The 24,676-nt window shown below is 62.3% G+C and carries 20 protein-coding genes; 7 read left to right on the forward strand and 13 right to left on the reverse strand.

The features are described from left to right. Positions 1–15: 15 nt before the first annotated feature. Positions 16–1,707, reverse strand: a complete 1,692-nt coding sequence (locus RHEC894_RS28245) for an ABC transporter substrate-binding protein (RefSeq protein WP_085740005.1) — start codon at positions 1,705–1,707, stop codon at positions 16–18. A gap of 77 nt (positions 1,708–1,784) precedes the next feature. Then, complete coding sequence (locus RHEC894_RS28250) at positions 1,785–2,015, reverse strand: hypothetical protein (RefSeq protein ID WP_085740006.1); 231 nt, start codon at positions 2,013–2,015, stop codon at positions 1,785–1,787. 29 nt (positions 2,016–2,044) lie between these two features. Between RHEC894_RS28250 and RHEC894_RS28255 the strand changes: the two genes are divergently transcribed. The 3 genes from RHEC894_RS28255 to RHEC894_RS28265 all read left to right on the forward strand — a co-directional run bounded on the left by RHEC894_RS28255 (position 2,045) and on the right by RHEC894_RS28265 (position 8,144). Beyond that, on the forward strand, positions 2,045–2,953 hold the full coding sequence (locus RHEC894_RS28255) for a flagellin (RefSeq protein WP_085740007.1): 909 nt from the start codon (positions 2,045–2,047) through the stop codon (positions 2,951–2,953). A 259-nt stretch (positions 2,954–3,212) separates the two neighbouring features. Further along, the gene (locus tag RHEC894_RS28260) at positions 3,213–4,754 is read left to right on the forward strand and encodes a DHA2 family efflux MFS transporter permease subunit (RefSeq protein ID WP_085740008.1); all 1,542 of its coding nucleotides are present in this window, start codon (positions 3,213–3,215) and stop codon (positions 4,752–4,754) included. Between the two features lie 105 nt (positions 4,755–4,859). Continuing rightward, positions 4,860–8,144, forward strand: coding sequence for a cellobiose phosphorylase (locus RHEC894_RS28265; protein ID WP_085740009.1), 3,285 nt, complete (start codon positions 4,860–4,862; stop codon positions 8,142–8,144). Between the two features lie 3 nt (positions 8,145–8,147). Here RHEC894_RS28265 and RHEC894_RS28270 read toward each other — a convergent pair whose 3' ends face one another. From RHEC894_RS28270 to RHEC894_RS28290, 5 genes are all read right to left on the reverse strand, one after another. Then, entirely contained in the window at positions 8,148–8,894 is a 747-nt protein-coding gene (locus RHEC894_RS28270) for a FadR/GntR family transcriptional regulator (RefSeq protein WP_085740010.1), read from the reverse strand. 177 nt (positions 8,895–9,071) lie between these two features. Continuing rightward, positions 9,072–9,836, reverse strand: a complete 765-nt coding sequence (gene kduD, locus RHEC894_RS28275) for a 2-dehydro-3-deoxy-D-gluconate 5-dehydrogenase KduD (RefSeq protein ID WP_281069169.1) — start codon at positions 9,834–9,836, stop codon at positions 9,072–9,074. Further along, a complete protein-coding gene (gene kduI / locus RHEC894_RS28280) occupies positions 9,833–10,669 on the reverse strand; it encodes a 5-dehydro-4-deoxy-D-glucuronate isomerase (protein WP_085740011.1) in 837 nt (278 codons plus the stop codon). The genes kduD and kduI overlap by 4 nt, the downstream gene beginning before the upstream one ends. Positions 10,670–11,267: 598 nt before the next feature. Continuing rightward, positions 11,268–11,414, reverse strand: coding sequence for a DUF1127 domain-containing protein (locus RHEC894_RS28285; protein ID WP_003594835.1), 147 nt, complete (start codon positions 11,412–11,414; stop codon positions 11,268–11,270). A gap of 190 nt (positions 11,415–11,604) precedes the next feature. After that, the gene (locus RHEC894_RS28290) at positions 11,605–12,585 is read right to left on the reverse strand and encodes a 3'-5' exonuclease (RefSeq protein ID WP_085740012.1); all 981 of its coding nucleotides are present in this window, start codon (positions 12,583–12,585) and stop codon (positions 11,605–11,607) included. 113 nt (positions 12,586–12,698) lie between these two features. Between RHEC894_RS28290 and RHEC894_RS28295 the strand changes: the two genes are divergently transcribed. Next, positions 12,699–13,964 (forward strand): NAD(P)/FAD-dependent oxidoreductase, encoded by a 1,266-nt coding sequence (locus RHEC894_RS28295; protein WP_085740013.1) that lies wholly within the window; start codon positions 12,699–12,701, stop codon positions 13,962–13,964. Between the two features lie 333 nt (positions 13,965–14,297). After that, on the forward strand, positions 14,298–15,329 hold the full coding sequence (locus tag RHEC894_RS28300; RefSeq protein WP_071091679.1) for an aldo/keto reductase: 1,032 nt from the start codon (positions 14,298–14,300) through the stop codon (positions 15,327–15,329). 66 nt (positions 15,330–15,395) lie between these two features. On the opposite strand, the gene RHEC894_RS28305 is transcribed toward RHEC894_RS28300, so the two are convergent. Then, positions 15,396–17,180 (reverse strand): APC family permease, encoded by a 1,785-nt coding sequence (locus RHEC894_RS28305; RefSeq protein WP_085740014.1) that lies wholly within the window; start codon positions 17,178–17,180, stop codon positions 15,396–15,398. A 249-nt stretch (positions 17,181–17,429) separates the two neighbouring features. On the opposite strand from RHEC894_RS28305, the gene RHEC894_RS28310 reads away from it, so the two are divergent. Together RHEC894_RS28310 and RHEC894_RS28315 are read left to right on the forward strand one after the other, a co-directional pair. Further along, positions 17,430–19,799: a DUF1989 domain-containing protein gene (locus RHEC894_RS28310; RefSeq protein WP_085740015.1), complete on the forward strand. Its 2,370-nt coding sequence runs from the start codon at positions 17,430–17,432 to the stop codon at positions 19,797–19,799. A gap of 267 nt (positions 19,800–20,066) precedes the next feature. Beyond that, complete coding sequence (locus RHEC894_RS28315) at positions 20,067–20,447, forward strand: DUF6481 family protein (protein WP_085740016.1); 381 nt, start codon at positions 20,067–20,069, stop codon at positions 20,445–20,447. A 41-nt stretch (positions 20,448–20,488) separates the two neighbouring features. Here the strand turns inward: RHEC894_RS28315 and minE are convergent, their stop codons facing one another. The 5 genes from minE to RHEC894_RS28340 all read right to left on the reverse strand — a co-directional run bounded on the left by minE (position 20,489) and on the right by RHEC894_RS28340 (position 24,613). Beyond that, positions 20,489–20,749, reverse strand: a complete 261-nt coding sequence (minE, locus tag RHEC894_RS28320) for a cell division topological specificity factor MinE (RefSeq protein WP_049734360.1) — start codon at positions 20,747–20,749, stop codon at positions 20,489–20,491. Then, a complete protein-coding gene (gene minD / locus RHEC894_RS28325; RefSeq protein WP_085740017.1) occupies positions 20,746–21,561 on the reverse strand; it encodes a septum site-determining protein MinD in 816 nt (271 codons plus the stop codon). The genes minE and minD overlap by 4 nt, the downstream gene beginning before the upstream one ends. An 82-nt stretch (positions 21,562–21,643) precedes the next feature. Continuing rightward, positions 21,644–22,369 (reverse strand): septum site-determining protein MinC, encoded by a 726-nt coding sequence (minC, locus tag RHEC894_RS28330; RefSeq protein WP_085740018.1) that lies wholly within the window; start codon positions 22,367–22,369, stop codon positions 21,644–21,646. A 210-nt stretch (positions 22,370–22,579) separates the two neighbouring features. Next, a complete protein-coding gene (locus RHEC894_RS33845) occupies positions 22,580–23,182 on the reverse strand; it encodes a PAS domain-containing protein (protein ID WP_085740019.1) in 603 nt (200 codons plus the stop codon). 93 nt (positions 23,183–23,275) lie between these two features. Next, positions 23,276–24,613, reverse strand: coding sequence for an NAD(P)/FAD-dependent oxidoreductase (locus RHEC894_RS28340; protein ID WP_085740020.1), 1,338 nt, complete (start codon positions 24,611–24,613; stop codon positions 23,276–23,278). Positions 24,614–24,676 lie beyond the last annotated feature (63 nt).

A 24,676-nucleotide genomic window follows, 5' to 3' on the forward strand; every position in this document is an offset into this window, starting at 1 on the left:
CGCTCCCCGCGAGGCTTAACTGACCGGCTTGAGACGCAAGAGATGCATCAGGCGCATGCGGTTGTTGTCATGATCTTCCGGGTTCATGACCGGATCCTTGTCGGTGACCCAGCCGGTGAAGCGCTTGCTGGAGAACTGATACCAGGTCGGGCCGTTGAAGACGGGAACGACGGGGAAGTCGTCGGCGACAAGCAGCTGAATGTCGTTGAAGATCTTCTTGTGATCGTCATCCGAAGTCGCCTGCAGATATTGATCGAAAAGCGCGTCCAATTTCGGGTTCGAATAACGCGAGGGGGCGCCGGTGATGCGCCCGCCATAGGCTGTGGAAAGGCTCTGGTAATAGCCGCGGAACGGGGTTGCGCCGTCGGCACGGGAATTCATGACGACCTCGAAGCTGCCGTCGATGATCTCTTTGCGCCATTGTTCGTATTCCGGGGTGGCGACCGAGGCATTGATGCCGGCGGCGCGCAGGCCTTCGACCGCGATCTGGACTGCATCGATCCAGTCCGTCCAGCCGTTCGGAACGATGATCGGGAAGGCGATCGGCTTGCCGCTCGGCGTCGTGCGGAAGCCGTCGGCGCCCTTCTTGTAACCGGCATCGTCGAGGATCTTGTTGGCCTTCTCGGTATCGAAGCCCATGAAGGCGTCCTTGTCGCCTTCCGCCTGTTTGTTGCGCCAGCTTTCGAAGCGCGGCGGCAGGCCGGTCGCATGCTCGTTGACGACGGGATAGCCGAAGCCGGCAATATCGACCATGGATTTGCGATCCATGGCGAGGCTGAAGGCATGGCGGAAGTTCAGGTCCTTATAGGCCTCGAGATTGCCCTCATTGCCGCTCTTGAAATTCATCTGGAAGGCGACGGTTTCGGCCGGCGGCTGCCAATAGCCGTTGTGGTCGGCATCGAGCGCCACGAAGGTCTTGTCGATCTGGGGAATGAAGGAGCCGATCCAATCCATATTGCCTTCGGGCAGAATGGCCAGCATCTGGTCGTTGCCGGAGATCTGCGGCAGCCTGAGACAATCGACATGCAGCGAGGCGGCATCCCAATAGTTCGGGTTGCGGCACTGTTCGTAGACCTGCGGCGTGAAGCGGCGCAGCTCCGTCATCGGGCCGGAACCGACCGGCTTCTCGTTCTTGAAGGCGACAGGATCGGAAACGTCCTTCCAGATATGCTCGGGAACGACGGCGAGATCGGCAAGCGTTTCCGGGAAATCGGAATTGACCGCCTTGAGATCGATCTTCACCTCGGTCGGCGACGGCGTCTCGACGGAGGCAACGGTCTCGCCGACGCCGACGGTATCGAGCGCGGCATTCTTCAGCATCAGATCGATCGTATATTTCACGTCGGCCGAGGTCAGCGGCTGCCCGTCCGACCATTTGAGATCGGGCCGCAGCGTATAGGTGACCGATTTCATGTCCTCGGAGAATTTATAGCCGGTCGCCAGGCGGAAGACAGGCTTGCCGCCATCCTCGGCATTGAAGATGACCAGCGGCTCATAGACGAAATCCATCGTGCTCTGCCGGCGGCCGGCGAGATCGAACGGATTGAAGTTCTGAACCCAGCTGGTCTGCTCCTCGATATGCATCGTCAGCACCGATTCAGCGGCGGCACCACCTGCCCCGAAAGCGACGAGCGCCGTCAGCGCGGTCGCCGCCGCCCAGCCGGTGCGCACGGAAATTCTGCGGAATAGGCTTTTGCTCGATCTCATTCCAATGCTCCCCTCATTATGTTTTTTGGAGTCAATCAAATTGATTTAATATTGATAGTCAGTTTCCCGCCGGCCCGTCAATTGCCGATCTCAAATTTTTGCGGGGAGCGTCCGGAGCCGATTTCGGCGGGCATCGACGGGCGCGATTTCATGGTGAACAAAAAAATAAGCGTCGGGCTCGCTGCGTTAACCATTAAGGTACTTTTAAGTACGATAATTAACCCAACGATGGCGAATTGATCGGAAACAACCGGTCGATAGGCATGAGGCTGCTCGCCATGGCCGGGATGTTCCCCGGGCTGCAACATATTCAACCTCCGAAGCAGGCGAATTTCCCATGACGAGCATCAATACCAACAATTCCGCGATGGCTGCCCTTCAGACGCTGCGCAGCATCAATTCCAATCTCGAAACGACACAGAACAGCGTTTCCACCGGCTACCGGGTCGATACCGCATCCGACAACGCCGCCTACTGGTCGATCGCCACGACGATGCGCTCCGACAACAAGGCGCTGTCGGCCGTGTCCGATGCGCTCGGCCTCGGCGCCGCAAAGGTCGATACCGCCTATACGGCGATGGACAGCGCGATCGACGTCGTCGACGAGATCAAGTCCAAGCTGGTGGCAGCGACCGAAGACGGTGTCGACAAGTCGAAGGTCCAGGAAGAAATCAGCCAGCTGCAGGAGCAGCTGATGAGCATTGCCCAGTCGGCATCGTTCTCGGGTGAGAACTGGGTCGCCGGCGCCGACGGCACGAAAAATGTCGTATCCTCCTTCGTTCGCGACGGCTCCGGCGCCGTTTCCGTCAAGATGACGGACTACGTTCTGGATACCAGTTCCGCCGGCAACGTGCTGTTCGGCATGAGCGGCGGCTCGATCGAAACCTCCACCGGTATCCTCGGAACGGCCGATGCAAACGGCGATTCCGTCTACTCGCTCGACATTACCAACTTTACCACCGGCCAGATCCAGTCGGCGCTGTCGACCATCGAATCCGCGCTATCGGCGATGACCTCGGCCGGTGCGCAATTGGGTTCGATCTCGACACGCATCGATCTGCAGGAAGACTTCGTCGGTGCGCTGTCGGATTCCATCGACTCCGGCGTCGGACGGCTGGTCGATGCCGACATGGAGGAGGAATCGAGCAAACTCTCCGCCTTGCAGACGCAGCAGCAGCTGGCGATCCAGTCGCTGTCGATCGCCAATTCGTCGTCCCAGAACATCCTGTCGCTCTTCCGCGGCTAAGACCGCCGGCCAATCTGAGAGACGGCCGGGCATATGGAAGGCCCGGCCCAAACCAACCGATGGAGCCCGGCCTTCCGGCCGGGCTCGATCGCGTTTCGCACGACGCGTAGCGTCGAAGTGTCGAAATGCCCTTTTGCGTCCGGACCTACGACGCTCTGATGAAGACCGTTGCCGGAACGCAAGGTTGACATGCCGATGCTCTCGCAAACATGATCGCTCCCAGCCGGGGCGGAAATGCCGCGTTCACTGGATCATTCGCATGCTGAAACGAGCTGAGCCTGCCCGTCCCGACGGAGCGCCCGCCATCGTCTGGATCGGCTTCATCGCCATGTGCATCGGCATGTTCATGGCGATCCTCGATGTCCAGGTCGTGGCGACATCGCTGCCGACCATCCAGTCGGCGCTGGATATCGGCCCGGATCAGATGAGCTGGATACAGACCGCCTATCTCATCGCCGAAGTGGTGGCGATCCCGCTGACCGGCCTGTTGACGCGGCTGCTGACGATGCGATGGCTGTTCGTCGCCGCCATCGGTCTGTTCGTGACGGCTTCGGCCGGCTGCGCGGCCAGCAGCAGCTTCAGCGAACTGGTCGCCTGGCGGGTGCTTCAGGGCTTTTCCGGCGGAACCCTGATCCCCTCGGTGTTTTCAGCCGTATTCATCCTGTTCCCCAATGAGCGGCAGGCGCTGGCGACGACGATCGCCGGCGTGCTGGCGGTGCTGGCGCCGACCGTCGGGCCGATCGTCGGCGGATGGCTGACCGAGACCTATTCCTGGCACTGGCTGTTCCTGATCAACATCCTTCCGGGCATCGCCTCGGCCATCCTGGCAGCGCGCTTCCTGCCGAGGCAGGCGGCCGACTCCTCCGAACTCAGGCATCTCGACGGTCTGTCGCTTGTGCTCATGGCCGCGGCGCTGACGAGCCTGGAACTCAGCCTGAAAGAGGCGCCGACCAGCGGCTGGGCCTCGGCCTATGTCCTCAGCCTGCTGGCCGTCTGCCTTGTGTCGGGCGGCGCTTTCGTAGGCCGATCGCTGCGCCGGCGCCGGCCGATCGTCGATCTCGGCAATTTCGCAGATCGTAACTTTCTCGTCGGCTCGACCTTAAGCTTCGTGCTCGGCATCGGCCTGTTCGGCTCGGTCTATCTGATGCCGGTCTTTCTCGCTTTCGTCAGGGGCCACGATGCGCTCGAAATCGGCATGACCATGCTGGTCACCGGCATCGCGCAGCTGATCACCGCACCGATCGCGGTGGCGCTGGAGAAGCGCATGGATGCACGGCTGCTCTCGGCCGCCGGTTTCGCCTTGTTTGCGGTCGGCGTCGCAATGAGCGCCTTTCAGGATCCCCGTTCGGATTACGATGCGATGTTCTGGCCGCAGATCGTGCGCGGCGTCGCCATCATGTTCTGCCTGCTGCCGCCGACGCGGCTGGCGCTCGGCACGCTTCCGCCCGATCGCATTCCCGATGCCAGCGGTCTTTTCAACCTGATGCGCAATCTCGGCGGCGCCATCGGCATCGCCCTGATCGACACCATCATCTACACCCGCTCGGAACCGCTGGGCCAAGGCCTCTGGGCACGCCTCCAGGCCGGCGATATCGCGGCTGCGGCATTCGTCGGCGCCCCTGCCGAAATCATATCTGGCCATAGCGGCAGTTTCGATACGGATGCCACGGCGCTGCTCGATCCGCTGGTCCAGACCGCGGCCAGCGTCCAGGCGATCAACGAAGCCTGGATGGTCATCGCCGTCCTCACCGGCTGCGCCCTGCTCTCGGTGCCCTTCGCCAGGCGGCCGGCGCCGACGTGAAAACCGTCGCGACAGGTTGCCGATCTTCGGATCGCCGGTAAGATTTCTCTCAATCATTTTGCGTCATCCTCCAATTCCTCTTTGAAGCCAATTCACGAGATAGCAATGGCCCAGGACCTTACCCGCAGTTTTCAGATGCCCCGGCGCGAACAACTTGGCCTGTTGACGATCGCCAACGGTTCCGGCCTGTCGATATCGGCGCTGCCGAACGGCACGCTGTTTGCCATCGAATATGCCGACGACAAGGGAGCGGTGCAGATCAATCAGATCCAGGGCTCGCCTTTGTTCGGCGGCATCGGCCGGCTTTATCTGCGCGTCGGTGGCAAAAGGCCCGATGTCGTCGAAATTGTCGGGCCGGGCGCCGATGGCGGCTTCGGCCACGATGCGACGAGCTTTTCCTGGAGCGGCGAAGCCGGCGATATCGGCTACAACGTCCGTCTGGCGCTTCATCCCTCCGAAACGGCCTGGTTCTGGCGGGTATCCGTCCGGCATCTCAAGGATGTAGCGGTACCGGTGGATGTGGTGCTGATGCAGGATGTCGGTCTGGGCGATCGCGGCTTCCTGATGAACAGCGAAGCCTATGCCTCGCAATATGTCGATCACCACATCGCCAATCACCGGATATTCGGCCCTGTGGTGATGAACCGGCAAAATCTCAAACAGGGCGGCGGCCGCAATCCCTGGCTCGTTCAGGGCTGCCTGGATGGGGCGGCGGCCTATGCCACGGATGCGATCCAGCTGGTGCAGGCGAAAGACCGTCTCGGCGATCTGCTGGTCGGCCCCTTCGGCACCTGCCTGCCGAGCGAACGGCGGCAGCAGGAGACGGCCTGCCCGGCCATCCAGTCGAAATCGCTCTCCGGTCCGGCAAGCGGCGCGACTGCGACCTTCTTCGCCATCTTCGCCGCCGATCATCCCGAGGCGTCTGATGATGCCGACCTGTTACGGCTCGATGGGCTTGCGGGCCTGGAGGGCGCCGCCGACGATCTCGCTGAGACGGCGCCGCTCCGCAGCCTGCTCCAGGATGCTGCTTTGCTGAAGGTCGAACCGCTGGACAAAAAGGCGATTGGCCAGCTCTATCCCCAGCGGAGTCTGGAGGAGCACGCCGACGGAAAGCTGCTTTCGTTTTTCGTGCCGGACGGCGCTTTGAACCGCCACGTCGTCCTGCGTGAAAAGGAACTTTTGGTGGCGCGCCGCCACGGCGCGATCGTGCGCAGCGGTCAGAACATGCTGCTCGACGATAGGACACTTGCCGCCACCTGCTGGATGCAGGGCATTTTCGCCGCGCAGCTGACGATCGGCAACACCTCCTTCCACAAGCTCTTTTCCGTCTCCCGCGACCCCTACAACCTGACGCGCGCCAGTGGCTTGCGCATCATGGCCGATGTCGGCGCCGGCTGGCAGTTGCTGGCGGTGCCGTCGGCTTTCGAAATGGGCCTCAGCGACTGCCGCTGGATCTACAAGTGCACGGACCGCACGATCACCGTAACGGCGGTCGCTTCCGGCGAGGATGCGGCGATGCAATGGACCGTGTCCGTCGAGGGCAAGCCCTGCCGCTTCCTGGTGTTCGGTCATGTCGTGCTCGGCGAGCGCGAATATGATGCCGGCGGGCAGATCGAATTCGATCCCGCGCGCAAACGAATTTCCTTCCGGCCGGATCCTGCCTGGCTCTGGGGCGAGCGTTATCCCGATGCTGGCTATTGGCTGGTGAGTTCGACGCCCGATGCCATCGAAGAGATCGGCGGCGACGAACTGCTTTATACCGACGGCATTGCCCGCGACGGCGCCTTCGTCGCCCTGCGCTCCCGGCCGACGCAGGCGTTCTCCTTTGCCGTCGTCGGCTCGATGACCGATGCTGAAGAAGCCGAGCGGCTGGCAGAGCGTTACGAAGCCGGCGTCAGCGACGAAGCCATGCTGGCGCCGGCCTCGACATTCTGGCGCAACGCCGTGCGCGGCCTGGCGATCGCCAGCCCTTCGCCCGATCTTGCCGCGCAGGCGACGCTGCTGCCCTGGCTCGCGCATGACGCCATCGTGCATCTGAGCGTGCCGCACGGCCTCGAGCAATATACCGGTGCCGCCTGGGGCACACGCGATGCCTGCCAGGGCCCGATCGAATTCCTGCTCGCCTACGAGCATGATCGTGAGGCCAAAGAGGTGCTGAAAACCGTCTTCAGCGAACAATATCTGAAAGACGGCGACTGGCCGCAATGGTTCATGCTGGAGCCCTATGCCAATATCCGGGCGGGCGACAGCCATGGCGATATCGTCGTCTGGCCGCTGAAGGCGCTCTGCGACTATATCGAAGCGACCGGCGATCTCGCCGTCCTCGACGAGAAGGTCTCGTGGCGCGACGAAAAGACCATGCAGAAGTCTGAGAAGGCGAGCTCTATTGCCATCCACGTGGAAAAGCTGCTCGATACCGTCCGCGAACGCTTCATCCCGGGAACGCATCTGATCCGCTATGGCGAGGGAGACTGGAACGACTCGCTACAGCCGGCCGATCCGCATCTGCGCGACTGGATGGTCAGCAGCTGGACCGTTGCCCTGCTCTATGAGCAAATCGTCCGTTACTCCGCAATCCAGCGCCGCCTCGGCCATGGCGAAAAGGCCAAGTCGCTCAGGAAGATCGCAACGGCGATGCGCCGGGATTTCAACCGCCATCTCATCCGTGACGGCGTCGTGGCCGGCTACGGCATCTTCGATCCCGCCCATGCCGGCGTCGAATTGCTGCTGCATCCGAGCGACCGGCGCACCGGCCTCTCTTTCTCGCTGATCTCGATGACGCAGGCAATGCTCGGCCGGCTGTTCACGCCGGCGCAGAGACAGGATCATATGAAGCTGATCAGGAAGCATCTGCTCTTTCCCGACGGTGTGCGGCTGATGGAAAAGCCCGCGACCTATGCCGGCGGACCCGAGACGCTGTTTCGCCGCGCCGAATCCTCCTCCTTCTTCGGCCGTGAGATCGGGCTGATGTATGTGCATGCGCATCTGCGCTACTGCGAAACGCTGGCGCTCGATGCCGAGGCGGATGAGCTCTGGAAAGCAATATCAGTCGTCAATCCGATTGCCGTCACCACGGCCCTGCCGCATGCCTCGCTGCGTCAGCGCAACACCTATTTCAGCAGCAGCGATGCGGCTTTCCATGACCGCTATCAGGCCGCGGCCGAATGGCAGCGCGTCAAGGCGGGCAAGATTGCCGTCGACGGCGGATGGCGCATCTATTCGAGTGGGCCCGGGCTCTACACCCGGAGCTTCGTCGAAAATATCCTGGGCTTCAAACGGCGCTTCGGCCGGCGCAGACGCAAGCCGCTGCTGCCGGAGATTCACGCCTCCGTCGATCTGCAGACCGATCACGCCGCCTGGCGGCGGTTGAAGCCGAAGCCGCAGGCCTGACCGTCACGACGACGTGCTGGCGTCGCGCAGCTCTTCGAAGCGGGCGGTGCTCTTCGACAGGTGGCTGCGGATGGCGCGGCGCGCGGCGGCCTCGTCGCCGTTGCGGATCGCCGTGAATATGGCGTGATGTTCCCGGCGCATGCGCGCCGCATGACGCTTGCGCTCGGTCACCGTCATCTTGTCCAGGCGCGCCCATTGCCGCGGCACCATGATGTCGCCGAACGTATCGAACAGGCGACTGTAATAGGAATTCTGGGTCGCGACCAGAATGGACCGGTGGAAGGCGTAGTCCTCCTGTGCGCCGTATCCGCCCTCTTCGAGCGCCTTGTCGAGGGCATCGAGCCGATCCTGCATGCGGTCGAGGTCCTCCTGCCTGCGCCGCAGCGCGGCAAGACCGGCGGCTTCATATTCGACCCCGATACGCAGCTCCAGCACGCGCAGCACGTCGTCGATCGACTGCAGGTCGTTCGGAATGATCGAGAAGGATCTCGCCATCGGGTCGTTCGAGACGAAAGCCCCAAGTCCTTGCCGCGTGGTGATCAGCCCCTTGGCGCGCAGCGTGGCGAGCGCTTCGCGAACGATCGTCCGGCTGACGCCGGTCGCCCGCATGATCGCCTGTTCGGTCGGCAGGCGCTGACCGGGCTTCAGATCGCCGGACTCGATCTGCGCCATCAGCGTGTCGGCAAGGCCGCTGCGCAGGTTGGGCGGCTGGCGCATCATGTTGAAGACCGCGTTGTCCCTGTCCGTCATCCCTGTCGAATCCTGCCTGCGATGTGGCGACGCCGGCCCCATTTCCTGTTGCTAACGCATGCCGGCAGGAAAGGCAAAACGGTGCCGGTCCCGGCAGTTCCATGCCGGCAAGTCCGCGCGTCTTTTCAAACGCGCGGGCGCCGTCGCATTTTCAATGTTGCCGCTCCGTGGAACGGATCAGCGCGCCAGCCAGCCGCCATCGACTGGCAGCACCGTTCCATGCACGTAATCGGAGGCCGCCGATGCCAGGAACACGGCAGCGCCGCCGAGTTCGGCAGGCGTTCCCCAGCGTCCGGCCGGAATACGCGAAAGGATGGCGGCGTTGCGGTCGGCATCCTCGCGCAGCGCCGTGGTATTGTTGGTGACGAAGTAACCCGGCGCGATGGCGTTGACGTTGACGCCCTTGCCGGCCCATTCGCAGGCAAGCAGCTTGGTCAATCCGGCCAGACCGCTTTTCGAGGCGGTATAGGACGGGATGCGAATGCCGCCCTGGAAGGAGAGCAGCGAGGCGATGTTGATGATCTTGCCCCTGCCCTTCTCGACCATGTGGCGGCCGGCCGCCTGCGACAGGAAGAAGGCCGTCTTCAGATTGACGTCGATCACCGCGTCCCAGTCTTCCTCGGTGAAGTCGAGCGCATCGGCGCGGCGGATGATGCCGGCATTGTTGACGAGGATGTCGAGGCCGCCGAAGGTCTTGATCGTCTCCTCGACGATCCCCTTGACCGGCTGGATCGTGCCGAGATCGGCCTTGACGACGTGGAAGCGACTGCCCGCAGCTCTCACCAGCGCCTCGGTTTCGTCCATCGAGGAGCGCCCGACGGCGACGATCGCCGCACCGGCCTCGGCCAGTGCGGCGGCAATCGCCTGGCCGATGCCGGTATTGGCGCCGGTGACGACGGCAGTCCGGCCTGTGAGGTCGAAGGGATTGGCCACGGCGCTCACCTCAGATCCGCAATGGCGATGTGATCCATGTCGGTGAAGCTCTTATTGTCGCCGGCCATCGCCCAGATGAAGCTGTAATTCTTGGTGCCGGCGCCCGAATGGATCGACCAGGGCGGCGAGATGACCGCCTGCTCGTTGGCGACGAGCATATGCCGGGTCTGCTGCGGCTCACCCATGAAGTGGAAGACACGCTGGTCGGTTTCGAGATCGAAATAGAGATAGGCTTCCATGCGGCGGTCATGCGTATGGGCCGGCATGGTGTTCCAGACGCTGCCCGGCTCGATCATGGTGAAGCCGAGAGTGAGCTGGCAGGACTGGCAGACATCAGGATGGATGAACTGGTAGATCGACCGCTTGTTGGCCGTGGCGGCTTCGCCCGGCGTCAGGTGGCGGGCCTTTTCGCGGGTGAGCAGCACGGTCGGATGCGTCTGATGCGCGGGCGTCGAGACCAGATAGAACTTTGCCGGATTGGCGGCATCGGCGCTCTCGAAGCGGATGTCCTTGGCGCCCTTGCCGGCATAGAGGCAATCATATTTGGCAAGATCGTAGCTGGTGCCGTCGACGATGATGCGGCCGGCGCCGCCGATGTTCAGCGCGCCGAGTTCACGCTCGGCCAGGAAGGTTTCCTGCCCGATCGCCGTCGGCGCCGTCAGCGTCAGACCGGCGCCGAGCGGTGCGGCACCGCCGATGACCATGCGGTCGTAATGGGAATAGGTGAGCCGGATCTCGCCGCCTTCGAAGATGGTCTCGACCAGAAAGTGACGCCGCAGCGTTTCGGTGTCGAAATTGCGCACAGCCTCGGGATGGGAGGCATGTCTCACGTCGATCTGCATGTCGAATTTCCTCAGTTTTCGTTGTCGTCAAGCGTTGTTGCTGTCGCGAAGCCGGCTCGGCCGTCCGTTGCACAAGGCAATGAACCATATGGTTACATAGTTGTACGACAAGTTCGAAGTCAATATGTTTCTGCCCGCGCGCTCGTACCAGGAGGCGACATCGAAAAATCGGCAATAAAATCAATAACAAACAGGCGGAAGAGTCCTCTGCCGCGCGATGGGTCGCAAGGGTCGTTCTCGGCCCGATGGAAATTTCAATCGGCCAAAACGAAAAAGCCTGCCGCGGGAGGAGGTGCGGCAGGCTTTCGAAAAAAACCGAACGACAGCTGGGAGGAGGAGTGCTGCCGTTCCCGCAGACGACCCTGGGAGGAGGGTGGGGCGCCTGCATATCGAAGGGATGCGGGAGGAGGTGCATCGCTTCGATAGAAATAATCATACTTATTTCCTGCTCAGTTGGTAGGCATTTCTTTGCAGGGCAGCTATGCGCTATGCGAAAAGCGGGCGTCTTATCCTCCAGCCGGCAAGCGCAAAAGCAAAGCGCCCGCTCGGGAGGAAGCAGGCGCTGGGCAAGTCTCAAAAAATGTGGTCTGCGAGGCCGTTAGCGGGCGATGGCGGCGCGCGCGACGTTGCGGATGTCGCCGCGGCCGATGCCGAGGTCGTCCAGTTCGCGCGCGGACATACGGCCCAGTTCAGCGACCGTCTGACGGTACTTGCGCCAGTTGTTGAAAGAGCGTGCTACGTTCATGATGATCCCCTTTCCGTGGGCTTTCGAAGCTTAGCTGCCAGTCCTTGGCGCTTCGTTCGCTTCGATGAGCTTTATATAATACGAGCCCTGCGATTGTTGCAGCGCCAATGCGGCACTGCACCTATGCGGTGCTTGCATGGGTGGTCATATTAGAGGATTTTTCGCGCGCACGATCCGAACCGCTTCGCGCTCAGAGTTTGAAGCGATCGAAGGCCGTCAGCCGCACGGTCGGTGGCTCCGCCTCTTTCCAGCGGTAAATTTCCGAGCGCAGATAGGAAAGCTCGTCGCCGAGATCGTCTTCGCCGACTTCGATCCACCAGGATTTCAGGCGGCCGTCGCTTCCGTCCGACCAGCGATAGCCCCTCGCCTTCAAATGGTCCTTCATCTCGAACGGGCTGTGTTCGGCAAAGATGCGGATGCGCGAGCGCTGGCTGGCGCGGTAGAGTTCGGCGAATGGGCTTTCACCGTCGCGCTGTTGCCGATCGAGGATTTCCAGCAGTGCGTGGCAATCGTCCACTGCGCGATGGCCCTCATGGAAATAACCGGCCTGGCCGACGAGATAACCGAGCTTGGTGCCCTCGAAGCCGCGGGCGCTCCAGTCGATCTCCGACACCGAACAGGCCCATGCCTTGCCGGCGAATATGGTCGAGAAAGCCTCGCAGAACGGCCGGTCGAAACCGGCATTGTGGGCGATGATCAGATCGGCCGGCTGGATCAGGGCGCTCAACGACCTGATGTCGATGAGCTGTCCTTCGACCATCGCATCGGTGATGCCGGTCAGCCGGGTAATCTCGGGCGGGATCGGCCGCGACGGCTGCTGCAGACCGCCATAGATGCCGACGACATCGCCGATCCTGCCATCATCGTCGAAGGTGAAGGCGACCGCGCCGATTTCGATGATCTCGTCGCTGCGGTGGCTGAGACCTGTCGTTTCGGTATCGAGAATGACGCCGAGCCGCGAAAACTCCGGCCGCCTGACCGAGGCAATCGGCCGGGCGGTCAGTTTTCTCAAGATGCGATAATTGCCGCTTTCCTCGAGCGTGCGCGCCATGTCTTCTTCGCAATGGGCGCCCGGCTGTAACGGCCGCCCACGCGATGGAGCGCGCGCCTTGGCGATCGCCGGCGATGCCTTGGCAAACATGTCGAGTTGCGAATCTCTGTGCACGCTCATCGGACCTGTATGTCACGGAGAGGCGGTTTAATCCATCGCAGGCGGGGCGCTATCCCCTTGCGTTTCGCCGACATGGGCGCTTAGCTGAGCGGTGAGTGACCGAAGGAGACTGCATGCCTGGTGACAACGGCAAGAGTGCCGAGGAGGATGTCGTCATCATCGGCGCCGGCGCCGCCGGCATTGCCGCCGCGCGCCGCCTGCAGGAAACTCGCCCGGATCTTTCCATCCTGCTGCTTGAGGCCGGCGATCGTCTCGGCGGCCGTGCCTGGACGGTCGGGCTGCCTGAATCCGAGATCGGGCTCGATCTCGGCTGCGGCTGGCTGCACGGCGCGCGGACCAATGCCTGGACTGGTATCGCCGGCGAGGTCGGACTGACCGTCGACCGCACGCCTGCCCCCTGGAATGGCGGCCGGCAGCTCGAGCGGGATGACGCTGACCGCGATGCCGCGCAGGATGCCATCGGCGCCTATTTCGAACGCCTCGACAGCCATGAGGGCGATGACACCGATCTGGCCGCGATGCTCGAACCCGATAATGCCTGGAACGGCCAGATCCGGGCGATCGGCACCTATATCACCGGCGCCGAACTGGAACGCTCGTCGGTCGTCGACTATAACAAATACGATCCCGGCCCCGGCCCCGACTGGCGGGTGCGCCAGGGCTATGGCAGGCTGATCTCGCTTTACGGCGGGCCGGTTCCGGCAAGGCTCGGCACGGAGGTGAGGCGCATCGACCACCGCCCTGCCGGCCGGGTCGGCATCGAGACGAACCGCGGTCTGCTGAGTGCCCGCGCGGTGCTGCTGACCGTTTCGACGAATGTGCTTGCCGCCGGCAGGATCACGTTCGACCCTCCTCTGCCCGAGAAGATCGAGGCAGCCGCCCGTCTGCCGCTCGGGCTTGCCGACAAGCTCTTCCTCGGGCTTGCGCATCCGCAGGCGCTGCCGGCCGATACCCATATGCTCGGCTCCCTCAGCCGCGGCGCGACCGGCACCTATCAGCTCCGGCCGCTCGGCGCTCCCGTCGTCGAAGCCTATTTTGCCGGCGACCTCGCGCATGATCTGGAGCGGGAGGGTGGAGAGGCTGCCTTCTCCTTCGCCGCCGATGAGCTGGCGGCGCAGTTCGGCGCCGATATCCGCAAGCAATTGTCGGTGGCGGCGATCTCGGCATGGGCCGCGACACCCCATATCGGCGGCTCCTATTCCTATGCCGAGCCGGGCGCCTCCGATCTGCGCGGAGTGCTTGCCGCACCGCATGATGAACGGATCTTCTTTGCCGGCGAAGCCTGTTCGCGCGCGCGTTATTCGACGGCGCACGGCGCCTATGAGACCGGCGTCGCCGCAGCCGATCTGATCGCCGGCTCTCTTTCGAAAAATCAGTAGCTGCCACCGACTGCGCGGCCGGCGGGAATAATTTTTCCCACTTGTGGCACGGGCGGGATTGGGTATGCTGCCCTCGCCCCTGTGCTAAATGAGCCAGGGCGCCAGACGTCATCCGGCGGCAAGCGGCCGCCCGGAGCATGATGCCGAAAAGTGTGAGCGGTTTTCGGACGACATCATGCTCCCTCCCTAATTCAGAACAGGATTCAGATTTTAGGCCGAACGGCCTCAAATCATCCTGTTCTGGCTCGATATTGTCATTAGATTGCGGAAGCCCCGGCTTCTACCCCGGCGATTTTGCGCGTCGGCTGCGGGCCTCCGCATGAGGAGGAAGAAATGGATTATCGCAAGCTCGGTCCCAGCGGGACCGTCGTCACCGCCTATTGCCTGGGCACCATGACCTTTGGCGCGGAGGCCGACGAAGCGGCCTCGCACAGGCTGCTCGACGATTACTTCGCCTGGGGCGGCAATTTCATCGATACCGCCGATGTCTACAGCGCCGGCAAGTCGGAAGAGATCATCGGACGCTGGCTGAAGGCACGCCCGACCGAAGCCCGCCAGGCGATCGTCGCCACCAAGGGCCGTTTCCCGATGGGCAATGGACCGAACGATATCGGCCTGTCGCGCCGGCATCTCGGCCAGGCGCTCGACGATTCTCTGCGCCGCCTCGGCCTCGAGCAGATCGATCTCTACCAGATGCATGCCTGGGACGCGCTGACGCCGATCGAGGAGACGCTGCGCTTCCTCGACGATGCGGTTTCCTCAGGCAAGATCGGCTATTACGGCTTCTCCAACTATGTCGGCTGGCATATCGCCAAGGCCTCGGAGATCGCCAAGGCGCGCGGTTATACGCGCCCGGTGACGCTGCAGCCGCAATATAACCTGCTGGTGCGCGACATCGAACTCGAAATCGTCGCCGCCTGCCAGGATGCGGGCATGGGCCTGTTGCCCTGGTCGCCGCTTGGCGGCGGCTGGCTGACCGGCAAATACAAGCGCGACGAGATGCCGACCGGCGCCACCCGCCTCGGTGAAAACCCCAATCGCGGCGGCGAATCCTATGCGCCGCGCAATGCGATGGAACGCACCTGGGCGATCATCGCTGTTGTCGAGGAAATCGCCAAGGCGCACGGCGTCAGCATGGCGCAGGTGGCGCTCGCCTGGACGGCGGCGCAGCCGGCGATCACCTCGGTCATCCTCGGCGCCCGCACGCCGGAACAGCTGGCCGACAATCTCGGTGCCATGAAGCTCAAACTCACAAACGAAGACATGGCGAGACTGAATGAGGTCAGCGCCCCTCAGCCCTTCGACTATCCCTACGGCAAGGGCGGCATCAACCAGCGCCACCGCAAGATCGAAGGCGGCCGCTGAGCTTCGCCCACAAATGCAAAAAGCCGCCATGTTTTTTCATGGCGGCCTTTCTGCCTGGGAGGCATTTTAAGCCGGAAGCTGGAAGATCACGTTGGCGATCAGGACGATCGCCAGACCGGCGGCGAGCGCGAGATAGGGCAGAATGCCGGCCTTCTTGACGCCGAGATCCTGGCCGACGAGGCCGAGATCTTCCATCGCGCCTGCCGGGAATTTGCCGCCGTCGCGCACATAGTGGCGGTAGGCAAAGACCGGCAGGATCAGGGCGGCGAAGATGAAGCCGACCCAGAGCGCATTGGAGTAGCCCCAGACCTTGGCGCCCGCGCCGAGGAACAGCGCGTTGATGAAGGCAAGCACGGTGTTGAGACCGATCAGCCAGGTCGGCGCCTTCCAGGGGCGTTCGATATGGCCGGAATCCATCCGGTGGATCCAGCCGGAGTTGAGGTTCAGGAAGTTGAAGATGATGTAGCCGACATTTGAGACGGCGAGCACGAAGAAGTAACCGCCGGTATCCGAGGCGATGGCCAGCAGGAAGAGGTTGAAGGCGAAATCGGTCCACATCGCCCGCGTCGGCGCGCCGTTCTCGTTGACGTGGTCGAGATATTTCGGCAGCCAGCCGTCCTTCGAGCCCTGGTAGAGCGTGCGCGAGGAACCGGCCATGGCGGTCATGATGGCGAGGAAGAGCGCCATGATCATCAGCACGACGAGCAGCTGGGTGATCACCCGGCCGGCGCCGATCAGGCCGCCGAGCGCTTCGGCAACGCCGGTGCCGTCGACAATGCCGGGCGCGAGCATGCCCGCGTGACCGAGAACGCCCTGGAAGGCGAAGGGCACGAGGAAGAAGAACAGGCAGCAGGCAAGGCCGGAATAAAAGATCGCCTTGAAGGTGTCGGTCTTCGGATTCTTGAGTTCGCGGGTGTAGCAGACGGCCGTCTCGAAGCCGTAGGTCGACCAAGCGGCGATATAGAGCCCGCCGAGGAAGAGCGTCCAGCCGCCGTTGCTCCAGGTGCCGTCGGCGCCGGAATAGGCGGCCGTCGGTGGCACCAGGCCGGTGACGTTGGCGGCAAGGATATGGCCGCTGACGATCGGGTAGAGGCCGATGATCAGCAGCGGCACGAGCACGATGATCGCCAGCCACTTTTGCACGCTGGCGGTTTCCGAGATGCCCCGATGCTGGATCGCGAAGATGATCAGCATCAGGATGCCGCCGATGAAAAAGGTCGCATTGACGTTGGCGGTGGCGAGAAAGGGAATGCTGAAGCTGACGAGCGACCAGCTGCGGATCCACGGCGTCAGCGCAGCGACGCCGTCGGTGCCGAGCAACGCCTTGACCGCGTCATCGGGCGTCGTGCCGGCATGGGCCGCAATATATTCGGCGACGCGGGGGCTATCGGCCGTGATGGAAGCGGCGTGCGCGGAGATCCAGTCGAGGACCATCTGCGAATCCGCCGCCGGGATCGGGAAGAATGCATTGAGAATATAACCGGCGGCGATGGCGCAGCCGAGCGACAGGACGGGCGACCAGGCAAACCAGTTGCACCAGACCGACAGCGGCGCGATGAACTTCGAATAACGCAGCCAGGCCGTGGCGCCATAGACCGAGGCGCCGCCGGATTTGTTGGCGAACATGCCGGCGATTTCGGCATAGGTGAAGGATTGCAGGAAACCCATCACCATCGAAATGATCCAGACGACGAAGGCGAGCTTGCCCGTCGTGCCTGCAATACCGCCGATGGAGAAGAGAACGAGCGGTGGCACGCCCGCCGCCACCCAGAATGCGCCCTTCCAGTCGAGCGCGCGTACAAGCTTACCTTCGGTGCCGGATGGAATCCCGGCCTCCACAACGTCTGTCATCGGTGAAATTCCCCATTCGATTGTTCCGGACGTATCTCTGTACGTCTCCCTGAACGTGTCTCCCTGACAGTCTCAAGCCAGCCCGGATGATTTTGGCGATCCGTGTCCCGACGGATTCCCCGAGTCTCAACTCTTTATGCATAGTGAAGATATTTTCTTTTTAGTCAACGCGCCTTTACTTTCGCCGGCCATTTTGTAACCTGTATGCGTGGGTGCCCGAGGGCATGCCGATCCTCCCATGAGGGCAGAATGCGAGAACTTCATCCTGCTATGACGGGCCTGCGGCCGGCGGCCGCGAGCCTTGTGCACTATCCCGGCATTCCCACCTTGCCGGAGGGAACGGAGCGCTACAGGGCAAAAGGCGGCGGATCGGTCGTGGTGCGCGTCGAGACGGGCGACTGCGTCAGCGTCATCGATAGCGAGGGCGGGCAGGTTTGCGAGATCTCCTTCCTCGACGAAAAGGGGCGCTTCCTGGCGACAGGTCTTGGAACGGCATTCAGCAATTCGGCCGAAGGCTTAAAGGCCATTCTTCAAGGAGAAGATGAGGGTGCAGCCCGCACGCGCGCAGCGCTTGAGCGGCGCGGCGCCGATCTTGCCGCGGCCGGAGCGCTCCGCATCTTCGGGGCGGGATCGAGCCCGGGCAGCCGGGCGGATTTCACTGCTACCATGAAGGGCCTGCTGATCGTCGCAGCACCGACCGGCGCCATGTCGCCGGAGTCGCAGGATACGGCGACGCCGATCGAGGTCAGGATCAAGCGCAGCCTGCTGATCCGCGATTATGCCTCCGCCCTGCCGGAACCGGCCGCCGATCCCATCGAGGATATCCGCATCCGGGCGGCGACTGCCGCCGCCTATTTCGTTCGCGCCGGCGAATTCATCCAGATCATCGACGTTTACGGACGCCAGTGCACCGATTTCCAGGCTTTCGCCGCCCGCAAGGTCGACAAGGGCCTCGATCTGGCGCTGGATTCGACGGTCACCCGCACGCTGCTCGGTCGCAGCTATCCGATGCCGGGCTTGCCTTCCAAGGCCTTCGACCGCGACTTCGAGCCGCTGGTCGAGATCGTCCAGGATACTGTCGGGCGCCACGACGCTTTCGCGACCGCCTGCAATTCGCGCTATTACGACGACATGGGCTATCCCGGCCATGTCAACTGCACGGACAATTTCAACGCCGCGCTGGCGCCTTACGGCATTGCCGGCCGCAAGGGCTGGGAAGCGCTGAACTATTTCTACAACACCAATATCGATCACAACAACCAGCTCTATCTCGACGAGCCCTGGTCGCGCCCCGGCGATTACGTGCTGATGCGGGCGCTGACCGATCTCGTCTGCGTCTCCTCGTCTTGCCCCGACGATATCGACGCGGCGAACGGCTGGGATCCGACGGATATCCACGTCCGCACCTTTTCCGGAAAAGAGAAATTCTCACGAGCGGTGGCCTATCGCATGACCCCAGATGCCGACGCCGAACTGACGCGCGAAACCGCATTCCATCCCCGCCTCTCCGCGTTAACGCGGGACTACGGTGAATATCGCGGCTACTGGCTGCCGAACCGCTTTTCCGCCGAAGGGCCGGTGGAGGAGTATTGGGCCTGCCGCGAGCGCGCCGCCGTCATCGACCTCTCGCCCTTGCGGAAATTCGAGGTGACGGGGCCGGATGCCGAGCAGCTCTTGCAATATTGCCTGACACGCGACGTCCGCAAACTGTCGACCGGCCAGGTCGTCTATTCCGCCATGTGTTACGAAAACGGCGGCATGATCGACGATGGCACGCTCTTCCGGCTCGGCGACCAGAACTTTCGCTGGATCGGCGGCGATGACTTCAGTGGCCTGTGGCTGCGTCAGCAGGCCGAGAAGAAGGGCTTCAAGGCCTGGGTTCGCTCGTCGACCGATCAGATGCACAATATCGCCCTGCAGGGCCCGAAGAGCCGCGATATCCTGAAGGAGATCATCTGGACGGCGCCGCGCCAGCCCGATATCGGCGAGCTCGAATGGTTCCGCTTCACCATCGGCCGCATCGGTGGCTTCGAGGGCGCTCCCGTCGTCGTCTCGCGCACGGGTTATACCGGCGAACTCGGTTACGAAATCTTCTGTCATCCGAAGGATGCGCTGGCGGTGTTCGACGCGGTCTGGGAGGCTGGGCAGCCGCACGGGTTGAAGCCGATGGGGCTGGAAGCGCTCGACATGGTCCGCATCGAGGCGGGCCTGATTTTTGCCCATCACGAATTCACCGACCAGACGGACCCGTTCGAGGCCGGCATCGGCTTCACCGTGCCGCTGAAATCCAAGCAGGACGATTTCATCGGCCGCGAAGCGCTGATCCGGCGCAAGGAGCATCCGCGCCATCTGCTCGTCGGCCTCGACATCAAGGCCAACGAGGCCGTCGGCCATGGCGATTGCATCCATATCGGCCGAGCCCAGATCGGCGTCGTCACCAGCGCCACCCGCTCGCCTGTTCTCGGCAAGACGATCGCGCTCGCCCGTATCGACGTGATGCATGCGAACTCCGGCACCGAGGTCGAAATCGGCAAGCTCGACGGCCACCAGAAGCGCCTGCCGGCGACAATCGTGCCGCTATCGCATTATGATCCGCAGAAGACGCGGCCGCGCTCATAGAATATGCTTTCGAGACGTGGAGCTGTCGTCTGCCCGCGGCGCAAAAATTGCGCAGCGGTTTGCGATAACGACGCACATGAAATAAAGAGCTGAAAGCAAGCGAATCCGAAAGATCGCGACGCGCTTTAGATTCGGATGATTTTAAGCCCGGATCGGCATAAAATCATCCGAATCCAGGTCGCAAAATGAAGCAGATGTTGGCCGAAAACCGCTCGCGCTTTTCGACACCATGCTTCAGGGTCAAAGTCAAACAGTCAGGAAACAGAATTGAAAAACGCCAGAAACAACGAGCTCTCCGATCGTCGCAGCGCCGCTGCCGAAGCCAAGGCTGCTCTGCTCAATGCGTATCGCGAGGCCAAGGATAAGGCTGAGCCGACCCGGCTCGCCAAGCAGGCGGAGCGTCAGGCCGTCGCCGCGGCCAGGGAAGAACGCCGCGCCGAGCGGGAACGGCTCAAGCTCGAGCAGCGCGCACAGGCTCAAGCCGCCGAAGCAGAACGGCAGGCGGCCGCAGAGGCAGCCGCACGTGCCGACATCGAGGCGCGCGAAGCGGCCGAGAAAGACCGGATCGCTCGCGTCATTGCCGATGAAGCCGCCCGGAAGGCCGCACGCGACCTGCGTTACGCCAACCGAAAAGCCAGAAAGTCGTAAGTTCCGGCGCCGCCTGTTGTCGCAACGGGCGGCGCTCTGTTTCAGGCGGCCTGCACGGCTGCGTTCAGCGGGATTTCGACATCGATCTCGAGCGTCGAGACGTACTCGTTGCGATCGATCGTCACCTGCACCTTGTCATGATCGAGCTCGACATGCTTTGCGATCACCGCAAGGATTTCCTCGCGCAGCAGGGTGACGAGGTCTGAGCCTGCCGAAGAGCGCTCATGGGCAAGAAGCACCTGCAGGCGTTCGCGGGCGGCCGGTGCGGTTCTCTGCTTATTGAAGAGACGGAAAATATTCATGCTGCCCTCCGTCCGAAGATCTTGCCGAAAATATTGCGTTTTTCCTCGGGGATCGCCATCGGCAGCGTCTCGCCGGCGAGCCGGCGGGCGGCATCGAAATAGGCCATGGCGGCCGGGCTGCGGCTTTCGGCCAGCGTGACCGGCGCGCCGATGTTGGAGGCGCGCAGGACGTCCATGCTTTCGGGCACGATGCCGAGCAGCGGGATGGACAGGATTTCCAGCACGTCGTCGACCTTCAGCATGTCGCCGCGCTCGGCGCGGTTGGCGTCGTAGCGGGTCAACAGCAGGTGCTTTTCCATCCGCTCGCCGCGTTCGGCCTTGGCGGTCTTGGCATCCAGCAGGCCGATGATGCGATCGGAATCGCGCACCGACGAAACTTCCGGGTTGGTGACGACGACGGCGACATCGGCATGGCGCATGGCAAGCGTTGCGCCGCGCTCGATGCCGGCGGGGCTGTCGCAGATGATCCAGTCGAAATAGCGCTTCAGGTCGTTGATGACGCGTTCGACGCCCTCGGCCGTCAGATTGTCCTTGTCGCGCGTCTGCGAGGCCGGCAGCAGGAACAGCGTTTCCAGCCGCTTGTCGCGGATCAGCGCCTGGGTGAGCTTGGCGTCGCCCTGGATGACATTGATCAGGTCGTAGACGACCCGGCGCTCGGCGCCCATGACGAGGTCGAGATTGCGCAGGCCGACGTCGAAATCGACGACGACGACTTTTTCATTGCGTTGCGCCAGCGCCGCTCCCAATGCGGCGGTCGAGGTCGTCTTGCCGACCCCGCCCTTGCCTGACGTGACGACGATCACTTTCCCCATGTCTCTCTCCTTTGCCGTGCCGCAGTAATTCGAAGTGTTCCAGCGTCCTTCGCGCGTTTCTCAAAGACGCGCGGCGCTGTCGTCAGGTCAGTTTCTCAGCCATGATCGCATCGTCTTCGAGCCAGAGCTGAACAGCCTGTCCGCGAAGATCGGCGGCCATGTCTTCCGCCATTTTGTAAATGCCGTCGATTGCCACCAGCTCGGCCTCGAGCTTGCGGCAAAAGATCCGCGCCGATGCGTTGCCGATCGATCCCGCCATGGCCCGGCCACGCAGCGCCCCATAGATATGCACCGACCCGCCGGCGATGACTTCCGCGCCCGAGGCGACAGATCCGACGATGGTGACGTCGCCTTCCGGGAAAATCACCGATTGCCCGGAGCGCACCGGCTCGCGAATGACGATCGATTGCGTTGCCGGACGCGTCTCGGCCACGGCCGCAGCCGCTTTGACCGGCGCATCGACGCTCTCCTTGGCGGGAACCTCGATATCGGAAACGGACCGGCCGCCTTTGAGCGCCGGAGGCATGCCCGCGCCGAGGATCGAAGGCCGGGCGCCCTCGATACCCATGATGCTGACATTGCGCTTGGCAAGCTCGGCAATGAGATCCTTCAGCTGCTGCCGGTCGATCTGCAGATCCGTGAGATCGAGCACGACGGGCCGTCCGAGGAAAAAGCCGGCCGAACGCGCAGCCAGATCGTCGAGCCGGATCAACCAATCATCGATGGGAAGATCCGGGGACAGCATGACCGCCAGGAAAGAGCGGCCCTTGATGCGGATAGAGCGAGCGTCTGTTAGCACTTTGGTCATCTATGTGAAGAAATCGTTGACCATGTCTAGCGCGGCTATGGTTAACAAAAAGTTAACGCGGCCTTAATATTCCCCATAATGACATGAGATTTTCCAGCCGAACAATTGCAGCAAGCCATTGAAAATGTTTTATAATGTCAGTTGACGCAGGAGGGTTAACAACCCGGATTTCGACCTGAGCCGTAAATATTTCCTTGCCCGCGGAAACGCTCAGCCTTCGGCCTTGCGTTGCGCCTCGGAAATGGCGCGGGCGGCCTCTTCGGAGGAGTTGGCAAGCGTGCGCATCTCGGCGGCAAGCACGGCAAAGCCCGATCCGGCGGTGCCGGCGCGGGCAGCCTCGATGCCGGCATTGACGGCAAGCAGCTTCAGGTAGCGCAGCGACTGCAGGATCTCGTTGGTCTTCGAAGCGGTGACGCGCATGTCGGCTGTTCGTTCGTCGATTCGCTGATAGAGCGATTCGATGTTGATGATGCTCCCTTCGAGGTAGAGAAGCTCGCCCTTCTGATCCCAGATGCCGCCGCCGGTCTCGGTCACCCAGATGAGATGGCCCATCGCATGGCGGATACGGTATTCCATCGTCCAGTCCACGCGCTTCTCCAGCGCCCGGCCGACGATTTCATCCATCAAAGGCACATCTTCCTCGTACATGATCGAGGTGAAGGTTCGCGTGCGGTTGCCGATGATTTCGTCAGCGGGATAACCGAAGATGCGCTCGATGCCGTCGGTCATCTCAAGCATCGTGTAGTTTTCATCGGCACGGCAGCGATAGAGAAAACCGCTCATGCGTCCGAGAATGCTCGTTTGAAAATCCATGAAGACCACATGAGAAGAGAAGGTTGCGAATGGATTGATTGCTGCCCAAAGCGCCGGAAGAGCGCGACACCTCCTCCGGCGATCTCAATCTCGTCAGTTGCGCAGATATTCCTCCTTGGAATCGTCGAGCGCCTCGACCCAGGGCGTGTGGTGCTTCGGCGACATGTTGCCGGTCATCAGCGACCGATAGGCGTGGTCGCGGAAGCCCATGATATTGTCCGCCTTGTGATGTTCCCACTCCATGAAGGTCCGGTTGGTGCCTTCGATGTCGAAGGAGGGATAATCGGTTTCGGCGAGCAGTTCCTTCACATAGTCGCCCTGATACCAGATCATCTGCTCGGCATCCTCGAGCGTCTCTTCGCGAGCGCGCCACATGTCGAAATTGGCTTTCAGCTCCTCTTCCGGCGGCAGGGTGATGCGGCCCATCATCACGTCGCGGGCCCACCAGGCCTGCACGTCGAACATGTTGAAAGTATAGAACTGGTCCTGCATGCCGATATAGAAGAGCTGCGGGTTTTTATCGAAGATCACCCCCTTGTAGAGGCTGTCCGCCCAGAGGCGGTTGGCGGTTTTCAGCCGGAGATCGTCGGGCAGGAAGGGGAAATGGTGCTGATATCCGGTGCAGAGGATCAGCGCGTCGACCTCCTTGGTCGAGCCGTCGAGGAAATGTGCCGTGCGGTTCTCGAGCCGGGTCAGAAGTGGCCTCTCCTCGAAATTTTCAGGCCATTTGAAGCCCATTGGCTTCGACCGGTAGCTCGTCGTCACCGATTTTGCGCCGTATTTCCAGCACTGCGAGCCGATGTCTTCGGCCGAATAGCTTCGGCCGACGATCAGTATGTCCTTGCCCTTGAACTCGACCGCGTCGCGGAAATCATGGGCGTGCAGGACACGGCCGTTGAACGTCTTCACGCCCTCGAAATAGGGCACGTTCGGCGTCGAGAAGTGACCTGATGCCACGACGACATAGTCGAACTCCTCGTCATACATCCGATCCTCGACGCGATTATGCGCCGTCACGGTGAATTTCTTCGTTGCCTCGTCGAAGCGGACCATGCGCACCGGCGTGCTGAAGCGCACCCAGTGGCGAACATTCGCTTTCTCGACGCGGCCCTTGATGTAATCCCAGAGCACTGCGCGCGGCGGATAGGAGGCGATCGGCTTGCCGAAATGCTCCTCGAAGGAATAGTCGGCGAATTCGAGGCATTCCTTCGGCCCGTTCGACCAGAGGTAACGATACATGCTGCCGTGCACCGGTTCGCCATATTCGTCGAGGCCGGTGCGCCAGGTATAGTTCCAGAGCCCGCCCCAGTCCGACTGCTTTTCGAAGCACACGATCTCCGGGATCTCGGCGCCCTTCTGGGCTGCCGATTGAAAGGCACGCAGCTGCGCCAGCCCGGAAGGACCGGCACCGATGACGGCTACTCTTGTCATGAAGCATTCCCCTCTTGATTATATGTCATTGCTTGGTTCGGGCGTGTGAGAAGACGCACGGCT

The sequence above is a fragment of the Rhizobium sp. CIAT894 genome (genome assembly GCF_000172795.2).
GTDB lineage: Bacteria > Pseudomonadota > Alphaproteobacteria > Rhizobiales > Rhizobiaceae > Rhizobium.

What these genes read in the sequence shown, in the direction of transcription:
- RHEC894_RS28245 (WP_085740005.1), bottom strand. Translation starts at nt 1,707, where the DNA reads ATGAGATCGAGCAAAAGCCTATTCCGCAGAATTTCCGTGCGCACCGGC.
- RHEC894_RS28250 (WP_085740006.1), bottom strand. Translation starts at nt 2,015, where the DNA reads ATGTTGCAGCCCGGGGAACATCCCGGCCATGGCGAGCAGCCTCATGCC.
- RHEC894_RS28255 (WP_085740007.1), top strand. Translation starts at nt 2,045, where the DNA reads ATGACGAGCATCAATACCAACAATTCCGCGATGGCTGCCCTTCAGACG.
- RHEC894_RS28260 (WP_085740008.1), top strand. Translation starts at nt 3,213, where the DNA reads ATGCTGAAACGAGCTGAGCCTGCCCGTCCCGACGGAGCGCCCGCCATC.
- RHEC894_RS28265 (WP_085740009.1), top strand. Translation starts at nt 4,860, where the DNA reads ATGGCCCAGGACCTTACCCGCAGTTTTCAGATGCCCCGGCGCGAACAA.
- RHEC894_RS28270 (WP_085740010.1), bottom strand. Translation starts at nt 8,894, where the DNA reads ATGACGGACAGGGACAACGCGGTCTTCAACATGATGCGCCAGCCGCCC.
- kduI (WP_085740011.1), bottom strand. Translation starts at nt 10,669, where the DNA reads ATGCAGATCGACGTGAGACATGCCTCCCATCCCGAGGCTGTGCGCAAT.
- RHEC894_RS28285 (WP_003594835.1), bottom strand. Translation starts at nt 11,414, where the DNA reads ATGAACGTAGCACGCTCTTTCAACAACTGGCGCAAGTACCGTCAGACG.
- RHEC894_RS28290 (WP_085740012.1), bottom strand. Translation starts at nt 12,585, where the DNA reads ATGAGCGTGCACAGAGATTCGCAACTCGACATGTTTGCCAAGGCATCG.
- RHEC894_RS28295 (WP_085740013.1), top strand. Translation starts at nt 12,699, where the DNA reads ATGCCTGGTGACAACGGCAAGAGTGCCGAGGAGGATGTCGTCATCATC.
- RHEC894_RS28300 (WP_071091679.1), top strand. Translation starts at nt 14,298, where the DNA reads ATGGATTATCGCAAGCTCGGTCCCAGCGGGACCGTCGTCACCGCCTAT.
- RHEC894_RS28305 (WP_085740014.1), bottom strand. Translation starts at nt 17,180, where the DNA reads ATGACAGACGTTGTGGAGGCCGGGATTCCATCCGGCACCGAAGGTAAG.
- RHEC894_RS28310 (WP_085740015.1), top strand. Translation starts at nt 17,430, where the DNA reads ATGCGAGAACTTCATCCTGCTATGACGGGCCTGCGGCCGGCGGCCGCG.
- minE (WP_049734360.1), bottom strand. Translation starts at nt 20,749, where the DNA reads ATGAATATTTTCCGTCTCTTCAATAAGCAGAGAACCGCACCGGCCGCC.
- minD (WP_085740017.1), bottom strand. Translation starts at nt 21,561, where the DNA reads ATGGGGAAAGTGATCGTCGTCACGTCAGGCAAGGGCGGGGTCGGCAAG.
- minC (WP_085740018.1), bottom strand. Translation starts at nt 22,369, where the DNA reads ATGACCAAAGTGCTAACAGACGCTCGCTCTATCCGCATCAAGGGCCGC.
- RHEC894_RS33845 (WP_085740019.1), bottom strand. Translation starts at nt 23,182, where the DNA reads ATGGATTTTCAAACGAGCATTCTCGGACGCATGAGCGGTTTTCTCTAT.
- RHEC894_RS28340 (WP_085740020.1), bottom strand. Translation starts at nt 24,613, where the DNA reads ATGACAAGAGTAGCCGTCATCGGTGCCGGTCCTTCCGGGCTGGCGCAG.